Source organism: Streptomyces regalis (genome assembly GCF_001509475.1).
GTDB lineage: Bacteria > Actinomycetota > Actinomycetes > Streptomycetales > Streptomycetaceae > Streptomyces > Streptomyces regalis.
Map to the genome: position 1 here is coordinate 1 of NZ_LLZG01000142.1, position 15,226 is coordinate 15,226.

A 15,226-nucleotide genomic window follows, 5' to 3' on the forward strand; every position below is an offset into this window, starting at 1 on the left:
CCCTCAACGCGCACAAGTCCGGCACCGTCAAGGGCCTGTCCGCCGAGGTCGGCGCCTCCCTCACCTCCGGCGCACCCATCTGCGAAATCAAGGACTGAGTCGTACAACGCCCCGAGGCGCCCGGCGGACTGAGCAATCAGCCCACCGGGCGCTTCTTTCTCGGCGTGCACGGCGACTGGCCGATGGCATGCTGAACCCACGGAACAAATACGGAACAAGTGAAGGAAGGGCAGGTGAACTCCATGGCTCAGCCGCCGGCAGGCATGCGCGCCGACGCCCGCCGCAACTACGAGCGCCTGCTCACCGAGGCCCGCTCCGCCTTCGCCGAGCACGGCACGGACGCGTCCCTGGAGGACGTGGCCCGTCGGGCGGGCGTCGGCATCGGCACCCTCTACCGTCACTTCCCCAACCGCGACGCCCTGTTGAGCGCCGTCTTCGAGGACGCCGTCAACGACCTGCTGGCCCGCTCCCACGAACTCCTGCACGCCCCGGAGCCCTGCACGGCACTGGTGACGTGGCTGCGCGAGATGGTCAGCCACGCGGGCGAGTACCGGGGCCTGGCCAGGTCCCTGATGTCCGTCTCGTGCGACACCACCTCGGCCCTGGCGCGATGCAGCGGCCCGATCAGAGAAGCAGGCGGCGCCCTGCTGGCACGCGCCCAGGAGGCGGGCACGGTCCGGGAGGACGTGGCCATCGCCGACCTCCTCCAACTCACACACGCAATCGCATTGGCGGCGGAGGAGACACCGGGGGACCCAGAGCTGGCGGACAGATTGCTACGCCTGACTCTGCGGGGTTTGAAAAGCGGTTGAAGTCAACCGACCTAGGGGCAGCCAACCCAGGGGCGCGGGGCTGAATCAACATGCGGCTCCGCCGCGTGGGCGCGACCAGCCACAAACCACCCGCACCCGCGCAACAACACAGACCCCTACGGCGAAGCGGCGCCCAAACGTACCGTCAACGCCGCCGCAAATCCGCAACCCGGGCCCGCTCCCGCTCCGTCGGCCCCTGCTCCCCGAGCACCGCTGCAGCAGGCCGCAACCCCGACCCGCCCGGCACTTGACCCCGCCGAGGTCCCGGCAGGGAACCCGCACGCCGCCGCGCCGGGACCTCGTCACCCCCCGGGCTCCCGGTCGCCCCGGCCACGGCGATCTGCACCCCCTGGTCGGCCAGGGCCTGCAGCTCGGTGTGGGCGCGATCGTCGTGAGCCGGCGGATCATCGGTGACGAGCCGCGTGATGACCTCCGTAGGCACCGTCTGGAACATCGTGTCCGTACCGAGCTTCGTATGGTCGGCGAGGACGACGACCTCCGCGGCCGCCTGCACCAGCGCCCGGTCGACGGACGCCGAGAGCATGTTGGACGTCGACAGCCCGCGCTCGGCGGTGAGCCCGCTCCCGGAGATGAAGGCCCGAGACACCCGAAGCCCTTGCAGGGACTGCTCGGCGCCACTGCCCACCAGCGCGTAGTTCGAACCGCGGAGCGTACCGCCGGTCATCACGACCTCGACCCGGTTGGCATGGGCCAACGCCTGTGCCACCAGAAGGGAGTTGGTGACGACGGTCAGTCCGGGGACGCGAGCGAGCCGGCGGGCCAGCTCCTGCGTGGTGGTCCCCGCCCCGACCACGATCGCCTCGCCCTCCTCCACGAAGTTCGCGGCGAGGTCGGCGATGGCCGTCTTCTCGGCGGTCGCGAGATGTGATTTCTGCGGAAAGCCGGACTCCCGCGTGAACCCGCCCGGCAATACCGCACCGCCATGCCGGCGGTCGAGGAGTCCTTCTGCCTCCAGTGCGCGCACGTCCCGCCGTACGGTCACTTCGGAGGTCTGGACGACGCGGGCGAGCTCACGGAGCGACACGGCCCCGTTCGCTCGCACCATTTCGAGGATCAATTGGCGACGTTCTGCAGCGAACACGAAACTGACAGTAACCCCAACGACCGTCTGGTTTCAGCAGTTTGCGCCGAATAACAGAAGTTGTTCGCACGCGAGGACGAGAAGTGGTATAGAGCCTAGTCCCGCCGCCTATGCCGCACGCATGCTCGACAACTCCCCGTGACCAGCGGGGAGTTGGTTCTGACCGTCAGAGTTCGCCGCCGGACTTCCGCGTGTGCAGCTGCCGTGCCACCTCGGCGATCGACCCCGAAAGGGAGGGGTACACGGTGAAGGCGTTCGCGATCTGTTCGACCGTCAGATTGTTGTCGACCGCGATCGAGATCGGATGGATCAGTTCCGAGGCGCGCGGCGACACGACCACGCCGCCGACCACGATGCCCGTACCCGGACGGCAGAAGATCTTGACGAAGCCGTCCCGGATGCCCTGCATCTTGGCGCGCGGGTTGCGCAGCAGCGGCAACTTGACGACCCGGGCGTCGATCTTGTCCGCGTCCACGTCCGCCTGGGTGTAGCCGACGGTGGCGATCTCGGGGTCGGTGAAGACGTTGGAGGACACGGTCTTCAGGTTCAGCGGGGCCACCGCGTCGCCGAGGAAGTGGTACATGGCGATACGTCCCTGCATCGCCGCGACGGACGCGAGGGCGAAGACACCGGTGACGTCACCGGCGGCGTACACACCCGGCGCGGTCGTCCTGGACACCTTGTCGGTCCAGATGTGACCGGACTCGCGCAGCTTGACGCCGGCCTCCTCCAGGCCCATGCCCGCGGAGTTCGGGATGGCGCCGACGGCCATGAGGCAGTGGGTGCCGCTGATGACACGCCCGTCGGCGAGGGTGACCTCCACCCGGTCGCCGACGCGCTTGGCGGCGGCGGCACGCGAGCGCGCCATGACGTTCATGCCGCGGCGCCGGAAGACGTCTTCGAGGACGGCGGCGGCGTCCGGGTCCTCGCCCGGCAGCACGCGGTCCCGGGACGACACGAGGGTGACCCGCGACCCGAGCGCCTGGTAGGCGCCGGCGAACTCGGCACCGGTGACACCGGAGCCGACCACGATGAGCTCCTCGGGCAGCTCGGTGAGGTCGTAGACCTGGGTCCAGTTGAGGATGCGCTCGCCGTCGGGCTGGGCGTCGGGCAGCTCGCGCGGGTGACCGCCGGTGGCGATGAGGACGGCGTCGGCGACGAGCGTCTCCTCGGTGCCGTCCGCGGCCCGCACCACGACCTTCCGCGACCCGTCGAGGCCCTGCATGCCCTCCAGCCGGCCGCGCCCGCGCAGCACACGCGCACCGGCCCGGGTGACGGACGCGGTGATGTCGTGGGACTGGGCGAGAGCGAGCCGCTTCACACGCCGGTTGACCTTGCCCAGATCGACGCCCACGACCCGTGCAGGCGTGTCGATGTGCGGCGTGTCGTCGGCGACGATGATCCCCAGCTCCTCGTACGAGGAATCGAAGGTGGTCATCACCTCGGCCGTAGCGATAAGGGTCTTCGACGGCACGCAGTCGGTGAGCACCGACGCCCCGCCCAGACCGTCGCAGTCGACGACGGTCACCTCCGCGCCGAGCTGGGCGGCCACCAGGGCCGCCTCGTATCCGCCGGGTCCGCCACCGATGATCACGATCCGAGTCACGTACTCCATTGTCCCGCACGCCACACCGTGCCACTGCCTGGGGGCCCGCCCGAGACACCACTGTTACGGGAGGAGCGGACGATTCCCCTGCCGTACCCTCTCTGCATGTCGCTCTACGCCGCGTACGCCGGCAATCTCGACGCGCGGCTGATGACCCGCCGCGCCCCGCACTCGCCGCTGCGCGCCACCGGCTGGCTGAACGGGTGGCGGCTGACGTTCGGGGGCGAGCAGCTGGGCTGGGACGGCGCGCTGGCGACGCTCGTCGAGGAGCCGAAGGAGCAGGTCTTCGTCGCGCTGTACGAGATCGCCCCGATGGACGAGGAGTCCCTGGACCGTTGGGAGGGCGTCGGCCTGGGCATCTACCGGCGGCTCCGGGTCCGGGTGGACACGCTGGAGGGCGAGGAGCCGGCGTGGGTCTACGTGCTGAACGCCTACGAGGGCGGCCTGCCGTCGGCCCGCTATCTGGGCGAGCTCGCGGACGCGGCGGAGTCGGCGGGCGCACCGCACGACTACGTGATGGAACTGCGGAAGCGCCCCTGCTGAGCATCGCCGACCTCACCACCCCCTCCGGCCCCACTGGCCCCACCGGCCACAGGTTTTCGTTGGAAACGACAAGACAACGATCGCCATCCCGTGAGCTCCGTCATCTACGCGCGTAGGCCCAAACCGGCTACCCTCAGTCGCGTGAACGCATCTCTTCTTCCGGACGACATCCAGGGCGACCCCCACGCCGCCGCCGACGCCGCCGCCGCGCGCCTGCGCGAACTCACCGGCGCCGAGACCCACGACGTCGCCCTCGTGATGGGCTCCGGCTGGGCACCGGCCGTGGACGCCCTCGGCGCCCCCGAGGCCGAGTTCCAGGTCACCGAGCTGCCCGGGTTCCCCCCGCCGGCGGTGGAAGGGCACGGCGGCAAGATCCGCTCCTACCGGATCGGCAACAAGCGCGTCCTCGTCTTCCTGGGCCGCACCCACTACTACGAGGGCCGCGGGGTGGCCGCCGTCGCCCACGGCGTCCGCACGGCCGTGGCCGCCGGCTGCAAGACGCTCGTCCTCACCAACGGCTGCGGCGGCCTGCGCGAGGGCATGCGCCCCGGGCAGCCGGTGCTGATCAGCGACCACATCAACCTCACGGCGACGTCGCCGATCGTCGGCGCGAACTTCGTCGACCTCACGGACCTGTACTCGCCGCGCCTGCGTGCGCTGTGCAAGGAGATCGACCCCACGCTGGAGGAGGGCGTCTACGCCCAGTTCCCCGGCCCGCACTACGAGACTCCGGCCGAGATCCGCATGGCCCGTGTCATCGGCGCGGACCTGGTGGGCATGTCGACGGTGCTGGAAGCCATCGCGGCGCGTGAGGCGGGCGCCGAGGTGCTCGGCATCTCCCTGGTGACCAACCTCGCCGCCGGTATGACGGGTGAGCCCCTCAACCACGAGGAGGTCCTGCAGGCTGGGCGCGACTCGGCTACGCAGATGGGCTCGCTGCTGGCGCAGGTGCTGGGGCGGCTGTAGGCGTTTCCTCGCCCCCGCCGCCCCTACCCGTCCCGTCCCTGGGGGCTGCCGCCCCCAGACCCCCGCTTCGGCCCTGAACGGGCCTCGTCCTCAAACGCCGGACGGGAACGCCGGACGGGCTGAAAAACTCAGCCCCTCCGGCGTTTGAGGAGCGGGGGTCCAGGGGGCAGAGCCCCCTGGCCGGGGTCGAAGGGGCGGAGCCCCTTCAGGATGGGACGGGTAGGGGCGGCGGGGGCGAAGAAAGCCCCCCACCCCGACCCGCACCGCACGACACGAACGAGAGGCTGACCGACGTGCACGACGATCTCATCGCCCGGGCCCAGGCATGGCTCGCCGAGGACCCGGACCCGGAGACCCGCGACGAGCTCGCCAAGCTCATCGACGCCGCGGACCTCGAAGAGCTCGCCGCGCGCTTCAGCGGCACCCTCCAGTTCGGCACCGCCGGCCTGCGCGGAGAACTCGGCGCCGGCCCCATGCGCATGAACCGCACCGTCGTCATCCGCGCAGCCGCCGGCCTCGCCGCGTACCTCAAGAAGCAGGGTCCCCCCCACGGGGAAAAGGGTGACGGCCTGGTCGTCATCGGCTACGACGCCCGCCACAAGTCGGAGGACTTCGCCCGCGACACGGCCGCCGTGATGACCGGCGCAGGGCTGCGGGCCGCCGTACTCCCCCGCCCCCTCCCCACCCCCGTCCTGGCCTACGCCATAAGGCACCTGGGCGCGGTCGCCGGAGTCGAGGTCACCGCCAGCCACAACCCGCCCCGCGACAACGGCTACAAGGTCTACCTCGGCGACGGCTCCCAGATCGTCCCGCCCGCGGACATCGACATCGCGGAGGAGATCGCCGCCGTCCCGTCCCTCACCGTCGTCCCCCGCCCCACCGAGGGCTGGGAGACGCTCGACGACAGCGTCCTTGACGCCTACCTCGCCCGCACGGACGCGGTCCTGGCCCCCGGCTCCCCGCGCACCGCCCGCACCGTCTACACGGCGATGCACGGCGTCGGCAAGGACGTGCTGCTCGCCGCCTTCGCGCGCGCCGGCTTCCCCGCCCCGGCCCTCGTCGCCGAGCAGGCCGAACCCGACCCGGACTTCCCCACCGTCTCCTTCCCCAACCCGGAGGAGCCCGGCGCGATGGACCTGGCCTTCGCCAAGGCCCGCGAGACCGACCCCGACCTCGTCATCGCCAACGACCCCGACGCCGACCGCTGCGCCGCGGCCGTCAAGGACGGCGAGGACTGGCGGATGCTGCGCGGCGACGAGGTCGGGGCCCTGCTCGCCGCACACCTCGTCAACCGCGGAGTACAGGGCACCTTCGCCGAGTCGATCGTCTCCTCCTCCCTCCTCGGCCGTATCGCCGAGAAGGCGAACCTCCCCTACGAAGAGACCCTCACCGGCTTCAAGTGGATCGCCCGCGTCGACGGCCTGCGCTACGGCTACGAGGAAGCCCTCGGCTACTGCGTCGACCCCGAGGGCGTACGCGACAAGGACGGCATCACCGCCGCCCTGCTGATCACCGAGCTCGCCTCCGTCCTCAAGGCCGAGGGCCGCACGCTCCTCGACCTGCTCGACGACCTCGCCGTGGAGCACGGCCTGCACGCCACCGACCAGCTCTCGGTCCGCGTCCAGGACCTGTCGGTCATCGCCGACGCCATGCGCCGGCTGCGCGAGCAGCCGCCGACCGAGCTGGCCGGCCTGGCCATCACCCGCGCCGAGGACCTCACCCAGGGCACGGACACCCTCCCGCCCACCGACGGCCTGCGCTACACCCTCGAGGGCGCCCGCGTCATCGTCCGCCCCAGCGGCACGGAGCCCAAGCTGAAGTGCTACCTGGAGGTCGTCGTCCCGGTCCCGGCCCACGCCGACCTCCCGGCCGCCCGTGCCAAGGCGACCGACCTGCTCGAGACGATCAAGCGGGACCTGTCCGCGGCGGCCGGCATCTGAGCCGTACGCGACTCCCCGGTCGTTCGTCCCCGGTCGTCCTCGTTCGTTCGCAGTCGTTCCCGAAAGGGTGCCCCCATCCGGAGGCGCCCTTTCGGGCGATTTCCTCCCGGCGGTTGACCCGCGCTCCACGCCCCGCCCCGCCCCCCGGGCAACGGTGGACGGGAAAGCGCACCACCGAGCCGCCTGGAGCCGCGCCGTGTCCACGACCGCATCCCGGCCGACACCCCGAGCGACCCCCACCCCCGGGAACCACATCCACCCCGGCTTCCGCCCCTCGCCACCCCCACGCGTCCTCGCCGCTCCACTGCACGCCCTGCGCGACGCGGCCCCCGCCCTCCTCGCCTACCTCGCCGTACGCGGCACGAGCCTGCTGCTGCTCACCGTGTGGGCGCACCGCCAACAGCACGGCGTCTGGCCGATCCTGGCGACGCAGTGGGACGCCGACTGGTATCTCGGCATCGCCGACCACGGCTACGCGCGCGAACTCGGCACCGCGTACAGCGCCAACAACCTCGCCTTCTTCCCGCTCTACCCGGTCCTGGTCAAGGCGGTCGCGGCGGTCACCCCGGGCACGCTCGCCAGCACCGGCCTCGCCCTCGCCGTCATCGCCTCCTTCGTCGCCGCGTGGGGCGTCTTCGCCGTCGGCGACCGGCTGCACGGACGCCGGGTCGGCACGCTCCTCACGGTCCTGTGGGCCGCGCTCCCGGTCGGCCTCGTGCAGTGGATGGGCTACACCGAGTCCCTGTTCACGGCGCTGGCGGCCTGGTCGCTGTACGCCGTGCTCACCGGCCGCCTCCTCACCGCGGCCTGGCTCGCGGCGCTCGCGGGCCTGACCCGCCCGACCGGCATCGCGGTGGCGGCAGCGGTCACGGTGGCGGCCCTGCTCGCGCTACGCCGCCGCTTCCGCCTCCGTACCCTCGCGGCCGCCGCGCTCGCGCCGCTCGGCTGGTGCGGATACGTCGGCTGGGTGGGCCTGCGGGTGGGCCGCTGGGACGGCTACTTCGCCGTACAGCGGCTGTGGCGCAACGAGCTGGACGGCGGCCGCGAGACCCTGCGCCTGATGCGGCGGCTGCTGGTGTACGAAGCCAACCCCGGGTTGTTCCTGGTGATGGTGACGCTCACGCTGATCGCGTCGGTGGTGCTGTTCGGGCTGTCCGTGTGGGACCGGCAGCCCGTGCCGCTGCTGGTCTTCACGGCCGTACTGCTGGCGATCGTCCTGGGCAGCGGCGGCGTCTACTTCCCCCGCGCCCGCTTCCTCCTCCCCGCCTTCCCGCTCCTGCTCCCCGTCGCCCTGCACCTGTCCCACGCCTCCCCCCGCTACCGCACCCTCGCCCTCACGGCGGCGGTCACCGGCTCGGCGTACTGCGGCGCGTACATGGCACTGGTGTATCCGGGCGCACCTTGACGCCGATCGTCGATCTGCTGTCGAGCCGCGTGCTCGCGGACATCGATCCGTGCGCTCACGCCCACAGCAGCAGCGCCGTCCACTCCAGCGCAACGAGCACCGCGAGTGGCCACAGCGGGCGTCGGCGCTGCCGCTCGTCGCTCACGCCGATCGGCCGTGCGGCGGGGTCCTGCCACATGGCCACCCTCGAAGCCCGCCGAACAGCGCCGGCCCACCGGCCGGCGCATCGGCCGCCGGCAGGGCGGCCAGGACAACGGACGCCCGCAACCGCACCGGCGGCAGCGGCTGACGTGGGGCGTACTCGTCGCTTCCCAGACCGCTCGGACCGGCAAGCCCCTCGCCCGCACGCCCCTCAGGACATCGCCAGCAGAATCACCAGCAACACAGCCCCCGCAACCGCCGGCCCGACCACCTCGTAGGCCCACCGCACGGTCACCTCACCCTGCGCGGACTCGGCTGTCTCCCGGTTCTCCAGCAGTTCGCGCAGGTCGTCCATGACCTTGTCGGTCTCGGCCCGCATCGGCCCATCCGCGTCGGCATCCCCTCGCGGTGCCCCGAACCCGAGCCCTCCGAGCCCCATGCCCCCGCCCGCGCGGCCACCCCGCTCACCCCGCGCGGCAGCGCTCCGCTCCGCGGCCGCCCGGGCCGACCGGCGCGCCGCCTTCTTGCGGGCCCGCAACGAGACCGGGACCGCCCAGAGCTGGAACTTGGTGCCGGACTTGGTGACGGCCTCGTTCGAGTATCCGGACCGGAGTGAGGCGATCTGCCCCCAGGGCAGCACGATCACGCGGAGCGGGTTGCGGATGCGCAGCCGGTCCTCGTTGGCGTAGACGGCGGGGCGCAGGGTGAACGCGGAGACCAGCGGCACGATCAGGATCAGCGCCGCGAGCGCCAGCCACTGGGTGCGCCCCTCGCCCCGTACCAGCGCGTCGACGCCCAGCCAGAGCACGATGGCCAGCAGGGCGACGCCGCCGACGATGCCCATGGGCGAGCGGAAGACCCGGTCCTTCGAGGCGGGGTCCGGGGTGGGGGGCTGGTGCTCCGGGGTCGTCATGGCCCCGATTGTGCCCGACGCCTCGGACGGCGCTCATACGCACCACCCCCGCACAAGATGAGCATCCGGGCCTGTACAGCCGCTACGCGCGTAGATATGCTCGTCTGGTGACCATGCCCACCAATGCATCTGCCGCAGCTCACGCCCTCACGGACGTCACCGCGTCCGACAGCACGCTGCGCCGCTTCCTTCACGGGCTGCCCGGCGTCGACGCGGTCGGCCTGGAGGGGCGGGCCGCGTCCCTCGGTACCCGTTCCATCAAGACGACCGCCAAGGCGTACGCCATCGACCTCGCCATCTCGATGGTCGACCTGACGACGCTGGAAGGCGCGGACACCCCGGGCAAGGTCCGGGCGCTCGGCGCCAAGGCGGTCCACCCCGACCCGACCGACCGGACGACCCCCGCGACGGCGGCCGTCTGCGTCTATCCCGACATGGTGGCCACCGCCAAGGAGGCCGTCGCCGGCTCGACCGTGAAGGTCGCCTCCGTCGCCACCGCCTTCCCGGCGGGCCGCGCCCCGCTCACCGTGAAGCTGGCGGACGTCCGCGAGGCCGTCGCCGCCGGTGCCGACGAGATCGACATGGTCATCGACCGCGGGGCGTTCCTCGCGGGGAACTACATGAAGGTGTACGACGAGATCGTCGCCGTGAAGGAGGCCTGCGGGACCAGCGCCCGCCTCAAGGTCATCTTCGAGACCGGCGAGCTGTCGACGTACGACAACATCCGCCGCGCGAGCTGGCTCGGCATGCTGGCCGGGGCGGACTTCATCAAGACGTCCACCGGCAAGGTCGCCGTCAACGCCACCCCCGCCAACACGCTCCTTATGCTGGAAGCGGTACGCGACTTCCGCACCCAGACCGGCATCCAGGTGGGTGTGAAGCCGGCCGGCGGGATCAGGACGACCAAGGACGCCATCAAGTTCCTCGTCCTGGTCAACGAGACCGCGGGCGAGGACTGGCTGGACAACCACTGGTTCCGCTTCGGCGCCTCCTCGCTCCTGAACGACCTGCTGATGCAGCGTCAGAAGCTGGCCACCGGCCGCTACTCCGGCCCCGACTACGTGACGGTGGACTGATCACCATGGCATCGGTATTCACATACGCACCGGCCCCCGAGTCCCGCGGAATCGTCGACATCGCGCCCTCGTACGGCCTGTTCATCGACGGCGAGTTCGTGGAAGCGGCCGACGGCAAGGTCTTCAAGACCGTCTCCCCGTCCACCGAGGAGGTTCTCTCCGAGGTAGCCCAGGCCGGCGAGGCGGACGTGGAGCGCGCCGTGCAGGCCGCCCGCAAGGCCTTCGCGAAGTGGTCGGCGCTGCCCGGCTCCGAGCGCGCGAAGTACCTGTTCCGCATCGCCCGGATCATCCAGGAGCGCAGCCGCGAGCTGGCCGTCCTGGAGACGCTGGACAACGGCAAGCCCATCAAGGAGACCCGCGACGCCGACCTCCCCCTGGTCGCCGCGCACTTCTTCTACTACGCGGGCTGGGCCGACAAGCTGGAGCACGCCGGCTTCGGTGCGAACCCCAAGCCGCTGGGCGTCGCCGGCCAGGTCATCCCCTGGAACTTCCCGCTGCTGATGCTGGCGTGGAAGATCGCCCCGGCGCTGGCCACCGGCAACACGGTGGTGCTCAAGCCCGCCGAGACGACCCCCCTCTCGGCCCTGTTCTTCGCGGACATCTGCCGCCAGGCGGGCCTGCCCAAGGGCGTCGTCAACATCCTTCCCGGATACGGCGACACGGGCGCCGCGCTCGTCGCGCACCCGGACGTGAACAAGGTCGCCTTCACCGGCTCCACGGCCGTCGGCAAGGAGATCGCCCGCACGGTCGCAGGCAGCCGCAAGAAGCTCACCCTGGAACTGGGCGGCAAGGGCGCCAACATCGTCTTCGACGACGCCCCCCTCGACCAGGCCGTCGAAGGCATCGTGAACGGCATCTTCTTCAACCAGGGCCAGGTCTGCTGCGCGGGCAGCCGCCTCCTGGTCCAGGAGTCGATCCAGGACGAGCTGCTGGAGTCCCTCAAGCGCCGCCTGTCGACCCTCCGCCTCGGCGACCCCCTGGACAAGAACACCGACATCGGCGCGATCAACTCCGCGGAGCAGCTCTCCCGCATCACCTCGCTCGTCGAGCAGGGCGAGGCGGAGGGCGCCGAGCGCTGGTCCCCGGCGTGCGAGATCCCGTCCTCCGGCTACTGGTTCGCCCCGACGCTCTTCACGAACGTCACCCAGGCGCACCGGATCGCCCGCGACGAGATCTTCGGCCCGGTCCTGTCGGTCCTCACCTTCCGCACCCCGGACGAGGCCGTCGCCAAGGCCAACAACACGCAGTACGGCCTGTCGGCGGGCATCTGGACGGAGAAGGGGTCGCGGATCCTGGCCGTGGCGGGCAAGCTCCGCGCAGGCGTCGTCTGGTCCAACACGTTCAACAAGTTCGACCCGACCTCGCCGTTCGGCGGCTACAAGGAGTCGGGCTTCGGCCGCGAGGGCGGCCGCCACGGCCTGGAGGCGTACCTCGATGTCTGAGAAGTCCGAGCAGCAGCGACTTGGTGTCTTCAAGACCTACAAGCTGTACGTCGGCGGGAAGTTCCCGCGTTCCGAGAGCGGCCGGGTGTACGAGGTGACGGACTCGAAGGGCAAGTGGCTGGCCAACGCGCCGCTGTCGTCACGCAAGGACGCCCGTGACGCGGTGGTCGCCGCCCGCAAGGCGTTCGGCGCCTGGTCGGGGGCCACGGCCTACAACCGGGGCCAGATCCTCTACCGCATCGCCGAGATGCTGGAGGGCCGCCGCGACCAGTACGTCCGTGAAGTGGCCGACGCGGAGGGCCTGTCGAAGTCGAAGGCGGGCTCCGTCGTGGACGCGGCGATCGACCGCTGGGTCTGGTACGCGGGCTGGACCGACAAGATCGCCCAGGTGGTCGGCGGCGGAAACCCGGTCGCGGGCCCGTTCTTCAACCTCTCCTCCCCGGAGCCGACGGGCGTGGTGGCCGTCCTGGCCCCGCAGGAGTCGTCCTTCCTGGGCCTGGTCTCGGTCGTCGCCCCGGTGATCGCCACCGGCAACACGGCGATCGTGGTGGCGTCCGAGAAGTCCCCGCTCCCGGCCCTCTCCCTCGGCGAGGTCCTGGCCACTTCCGACCTCCCCGGCGGTGTCGTCAACGTCCTCTCCGGCCGTACGGCGGAGATCGCGGCGCCGCTGGCCGCGCACCAGGACGTCAACGCGATCGACCTCGCGGGCGCCGACGAGGTACTGGCGAAGGAGCTGGAGATCGCCGCGGCGGACAACCTGAAGCGCGTCCTGCGTCCACAGCCTGTGGATTACGCGGCCACGCCGGGCATCGACCGTATGACGGCGTTCCTGGAGACGAAGACCGTCTGGCACCCCACGGGGTCGCTGGGCGCGTCGGGCTCGTCGTACTGAGGTCCGACGGGCACCCGGCGGGCACCGAGACCGGAGAGCCGCGTTTCCCCTCCGTCCAGGGGAAACGCGGCTCTCTGCCACGCCGCCCTTCCGATGCACAGGGTGATCACTCCGACACGAAGGGCAGCGGGGATGTGACGCGCGCTTCAAAGGCGGTACGCGGGGTCGTCCCCTGACCCGGCGATGCCTCACACTGGTGTCCCGTGAGTTCCCAATCGCCCATACCGACGCGAGTCGTGCTGCTCTGCGGCCCCTCCGGCTCCGGCAAGTCCCTCCTCGCGGCCCGTTCCGGTCTTCCGGTGCTACGGCTCGACGACTTCTACAAAGAGGGCGACGACCCGACCCTGCCGCAGGTCCCCGGGAGCTCCGACATCGACTGGGACCACCCCGACTCGTGGGACGCCGACACGGCCGTGGCGGCGATCACGGAGCTGTGCCGCACGGGCCGTACGAACGTTCCGCTGTACGACATCTCGCTCAGCGCGCGCACCGGCGAGGAGTCCGTCGAGGTCGGCCGTACCCCGCTGTTCATCGCGGAGGGCATCTTCGCGGCCGAGATCGTGAGCCGCTGCCGGGAACTCGGCGTGCTGGCCGACGCGCTGTGCCTGAGCCGCGGCCCGGTGAAGACCTTCCGCCGCCGCTTCGTGCGCGACCTGAAGGAGGGCCGCAAGTCGGTCCCGTTCCTCCTGCGCCGCGGCTGGCGCCTGATGCGTCTGGAGCGCTCGATCATCGCCCACCAGACCGCGCTCGGCGCCCACACCTGCGACCGGGACGAGGCCCTCGGCCGCCTCACCGCGGCCGCGGCGGGGCGCTGCCCGGCGGCGACTCCGGCCACCTGAACGAACACGGCGCCTTCTCCGTCGTAGGACCGGAAAACGGTCCCCGTGGAAAGGAAGCCGATGATCACCCACCTGCGTACCGGCCGACGGTTGCTCCTGTCAGCCCTGCTCCTCGCGGGGGCCGTCGGCTGCGCGGGGTCGGGGGGCGGCATGTCGGGCGGTGAGGCCGCGGCCTCCTGCTCAGGGTTGGTGACGTACGACAACCGCGGCTATCTGCCCACCACGGACACGGACTTCACCGTGGGCGAGCGGCTCGGCACCGCGACGATCGTGGAGTGCGACGACACCCCGAACGACCCCGGGGTCGGCATTCCGGAGAGCAGGACCGGCGCGTACACGGTCAGGGGAAGCGATCCGGCCGACGCCATCGCCGTCGGCGACTCGGCCGCCGAAGCGCGCCTGATGAAGGTTCGCTGACCGCACAGCGAAGCGGGACTGGACGGACCCCCCGGCCCTCCAGCCCCGCTCACGTTGTGCCCCACCGCTGTCCCCCGTGGTGGAGCATCCCCCGTGTTTCCCCCGTAGGTCCCCCGTGGGCCCCCCAGCCCCCGTGGGTCCCCCCACTTGTTACCGCTCCCCTTCGGTCCCCCCGGACCTTCAGGCGACGAGCTCCCCGAAGGCGTCCTCCTCGTCACGGCCGAAGCTGAGGACCTCGTCCTCGCGCAGCCGGCGGAGCGACCGCCAGATGCTGGACTTCACCGTGCCGACACTGATGTCGAGGATCTCCGCGATCTCCGGGTCGGTGCGGCCCTCGTAGTAACGAAGGACCAGCATCGTGCGCTGGAGTTCGGGGAGCCGAGCCAGCGCCTGCCACAGGACCGCGCGCAGCTCGGTGCCGCGCATCGCGTCCGTGTCGCCGGGCGTCTCCGGCAGTTCCTCGGTCGGGTATTCGTTCAGCTTGCGGCGGCGCCACGCGCTGATGTGCAGGTTGGTCATGGTGCGGCGGAGGTATCCGCCGACCGCGGCCTTGTCGCTGATCCGGTCCCAGGCCCGGTATGTCGAGAAGAGGGCGCTCTGCAGGAGGTCCTCGGCCTCGAAGCGGTCACCGGTCAGGTGGTAGGCGGTTGCGTACAGGGAGGCGCGGCGCTCCTGGACGTAGGCGGTGAACTCCGCCTCCGACAGCGAGCGACGCCGCTCCCCCGAGTCCTCCCTGTACGCGGCTCCCCCGACCGTGCCCATAGCGGCTACCGCCGCGGGCTCCCCCGTGAAACCGTCCACCACCGTCATGTACGTGGTGTGCTGACGCCCGGTGCCGCGAGCGCACCCCCGCCCGCTCACGGCACCGGACTTCTCGGAACCCCGGCCCCCGTTCACGTCGTGCAGACGCGTGATCACTGCGCTGGTGCTGGTGCCGTGCAGCGTGTTCATCTCGCGCCCCCCGTCGTGGACTTCCGGTGTTCTGCTTGGTGCGGCTTGCTGTCTTGCCTGTGCCGAAAAGCTTGCCCGGGCACCTTCATGGACGTGTCCGCCGACTGTCACAGACCTGTCACAGGGGCCCGTGTCAGAGGTCGCCCCCAGGCGCCCGACAGCACAGCCACAGACATAAGCG

15 protein-coding genes are annotated in these 15,226 nt (G+C 71.2%); 10 read left to right on the forward strand and 5 right to left on the reverse strand.

Annotated features, from left to right (window positions below; genetic code table 11):
- The first annotated feature begins 263 nt into the window (after nucleotides 1-263).
- The gene (locus tag ADL12_RS19200; protein ID WP_208614570.1) at nucleotides 264-812 is read left to right on the forward strand and encodes a TetR/AcrR family transcriptional regulator; all 549 of its coding nucleotides are present in this window, start codon (nucleotides 264-266) and stop codon (nucleotides 810-812) included.
- Nucleotides 813-957: 145 nt separating this feature from the next.
- Here the strand turns inward: ADL12_RS19200 and ADL12_RS19205 are convergent, their stop codons facing one another.
- Both ADL12_RS19205 and ADL12_RS19210 read right to left on the reverse strand, forming a co-directional pair.
- Nucleotides 958-1,914 (reverse strand): DeoR/GlpR family DNA-binding transcription regulator, encoded by a 957-nt coding sequence (locus ADL12_RS19205; protein ID WP_079052127.1) that lies wholly within the window; start codon nucleotides 1,912-1,914, stop codon nucleotides 958-960.
- Nucleotides 1,915-2,080: 166 nt separating this feature from the next.
- The gene (locus ADL12_RS19210) at nucleotides 2,081-3,544 is read right to left on the reverse strand and encodes an NAD(P)H-quinone dehydrogenase (RefSeq protein WP_279617149.1); all 1,464 of its coding nucleotides are present in this window, start codon (nucleotides 3,542-3,544) and stop codon (nucleotides 2,081-2,083) included.
- 81 nt (nucleotides 3,545-3,625) lie between these two features.
- Here ADL12_RS19210 and ADL12_RS19215 point away from each other — a divergent pair, with 81 nt between their 5' ends.
- The 4 genes from ADL12_RS19215 to ADL12_RS19230 all read left to right on the forward strand — a co-directional run bounded on the left by ADL12_RS19215 (nucleotide 3,626) and on the right by ADL12_RS19230 (nucleotide 8,374).
- Nucleotides 3,626-4,063, forward strand: a complete 438-nt coding sequence (locus tag ADL12_RS19215) for a gamma-glutamylcyclotransferase family protein (protein ID WP_062703895.1) — start codon at nucleotides 3,626-3,628, stop codon at nucleotides 4,061-4,063.
- Nucleotides 4,064-4,204: 141 nt separating this feature from the next.
- Nucleotides 4,205-5,029, forward strand: a complete 825-nt coding sequence (locus ADL12_RS19220; RefSeq protein ID WP_062703896.1) for a purine-nucleoside phosphorylase — start codon at nucleotides 4,205-4,207, stop codon at nucleotides 5,027-5,029.
- A gap of 293 nt (nucleotides 5,030-5,322) precedes the next feature.
- Nucleotides 5,323-6,969, forward strand: a complete 1,647-nt coding sequence (locus ADL12_RS19225) for a phospho-sugar mutase (protein WP_062703897.1) — start codon at nucleotides 5,323-5,325, stop codon at nucleotides 6,967-6,969.
- A 196-nt stretch (nucleotides 6,970-7,165) separates the two neighbouring features.
- Nucleotides 7,166-8,374, forward strand: a complete 1,209-nt coding sequence (locus tag ADL12_RS19230) for a hypothetical protein (RefSeq protein WP_425265122.1) — start codon at nucleotides 7,166-7,168, stop codon at nucleotides 8,372-8,374.
- Between the two features lie 55 nt (nucleotides 8,375-8,429).
- Here the strand turns inward: ADL12_RS19230 and ADL12_RS57720 are convergent, their stop codons facing one another.
- Nucleotides 8,430-8,558: a hypothetical protein gene (locus ADL12_RS57720; RefSeq protein WP_279617150.1), complete on the reverse strand. Its 129-nt coding sequence runs from the start codon at nucleotides 8,556-8,558 to the stop codon at nucleotides 8,430-8,432.
- Nucleotides 8,559-8,726: 168 nt separating this feature from the next.
- Entirely contained in the window at nucleotides 8,727-9,428 is a 702-nt protein-coding gene (locus ADL12_RS19235) for a PH domain-containing protein (protein WP_062703898.1), read from the reverse strand.
- A gap of 113 nt (nucleotides 9,429-9,541) precedes the next feature.
- On the opposite strand from ADL12_RS19235, the gene deoC reads away from it, so the two are divergent.
- The 5 genes from deoC to ADL12_RS19260 all read left to right on the forward strand — a co-directional run bounded on the left by deoC (nucleotide 9,542) and on the right by ADL12_RS19260 (nucleotide 14,094).
- Complete coding sequence (deoC, locus tag ADL12_RS19240; RefSeq protein WP_062703899.1) at nucleotides 9,542-10,504, forward strand: deoxyribose-phosphate aldolase; 963 nt, start codon at nucleotides 9,542-9,544, stop codon at nucleotides 10,502-10,504.
- A gap of 5 nt (nucleotides 10,505-10,509) precedes the next feature.
- Nucleotides 10,510-11,946 (forward strand): aldehyde dehydrogenase family protein, encoded by a 1,437-nt coding sequence (locus ADL12_RS19245; RefSeq protein ID WP_062703900.1) that lies wholly within the window; start codon nucleotides 10,510-10,512, stop codon nucleotides 11,944-11,946.
- Nucleotides 11,939-12,838: an aldehyde dehydrogenase family protein gene (locus tag ADL12_RS19250; RefSeq protein ID WP_062703901.1), complete on the forward strand. Its 900-nt coding sequence runs from the start codon at nucleotides 11,939-11,941 to the stop codon at nucleotides 12,836-12,838. The genes ADL12_RS19245 and ADL12_RS19250 overlap by 8 nt, the downstream gene beginning before the upstream one ends.
- A gap of 203 nt (nucleotides 12,839-13,041) precedes the next feature.
- Complete coding sequence (locus tag ADL12_RS19255; RefSeq protein WP_079052128.1) at nucleotides 13,042-13,677, forward strand: uridine kinase family protein; 636 nt, start codon at nucleotides 13,042-13,044, stop codon at nucleotides 13,675-13,677.
- A gap of 60 nt (nucleotides 13,678-13,737) precedes the next feature.
- Nucleotides 13,738-14,094, forward strand: coding sequence for a DUF6281 family protein (locus ADL12_RS19260; RefSeq protein WP_062703903.1), 357 nt, complete (start codon nucleotides 13,738-13,740; stop codon nucleotides 14,092-14,094).
- A gap of 180 nt (nucleotides 14,095-14,274) precedes the next feature.
- Here the strand turns inward: ADL12_RS19260 and ADL12_RS19265 are convergent, their stop codons facing one another.
- Nucleotides 14,275-15,045, reverse strand: coding sequence for a SigE family RNA polymerase sigma factor (locus tag ADL12_RS19265; protein ID WP_062703904.1), 771 nt, complete (start codon nucleotides 15,043-15,045; stop codon nucleotides 14,275-14,277).
- Nucleotides 15,046-15,226 lie beyond the last annotated feature (181 nt).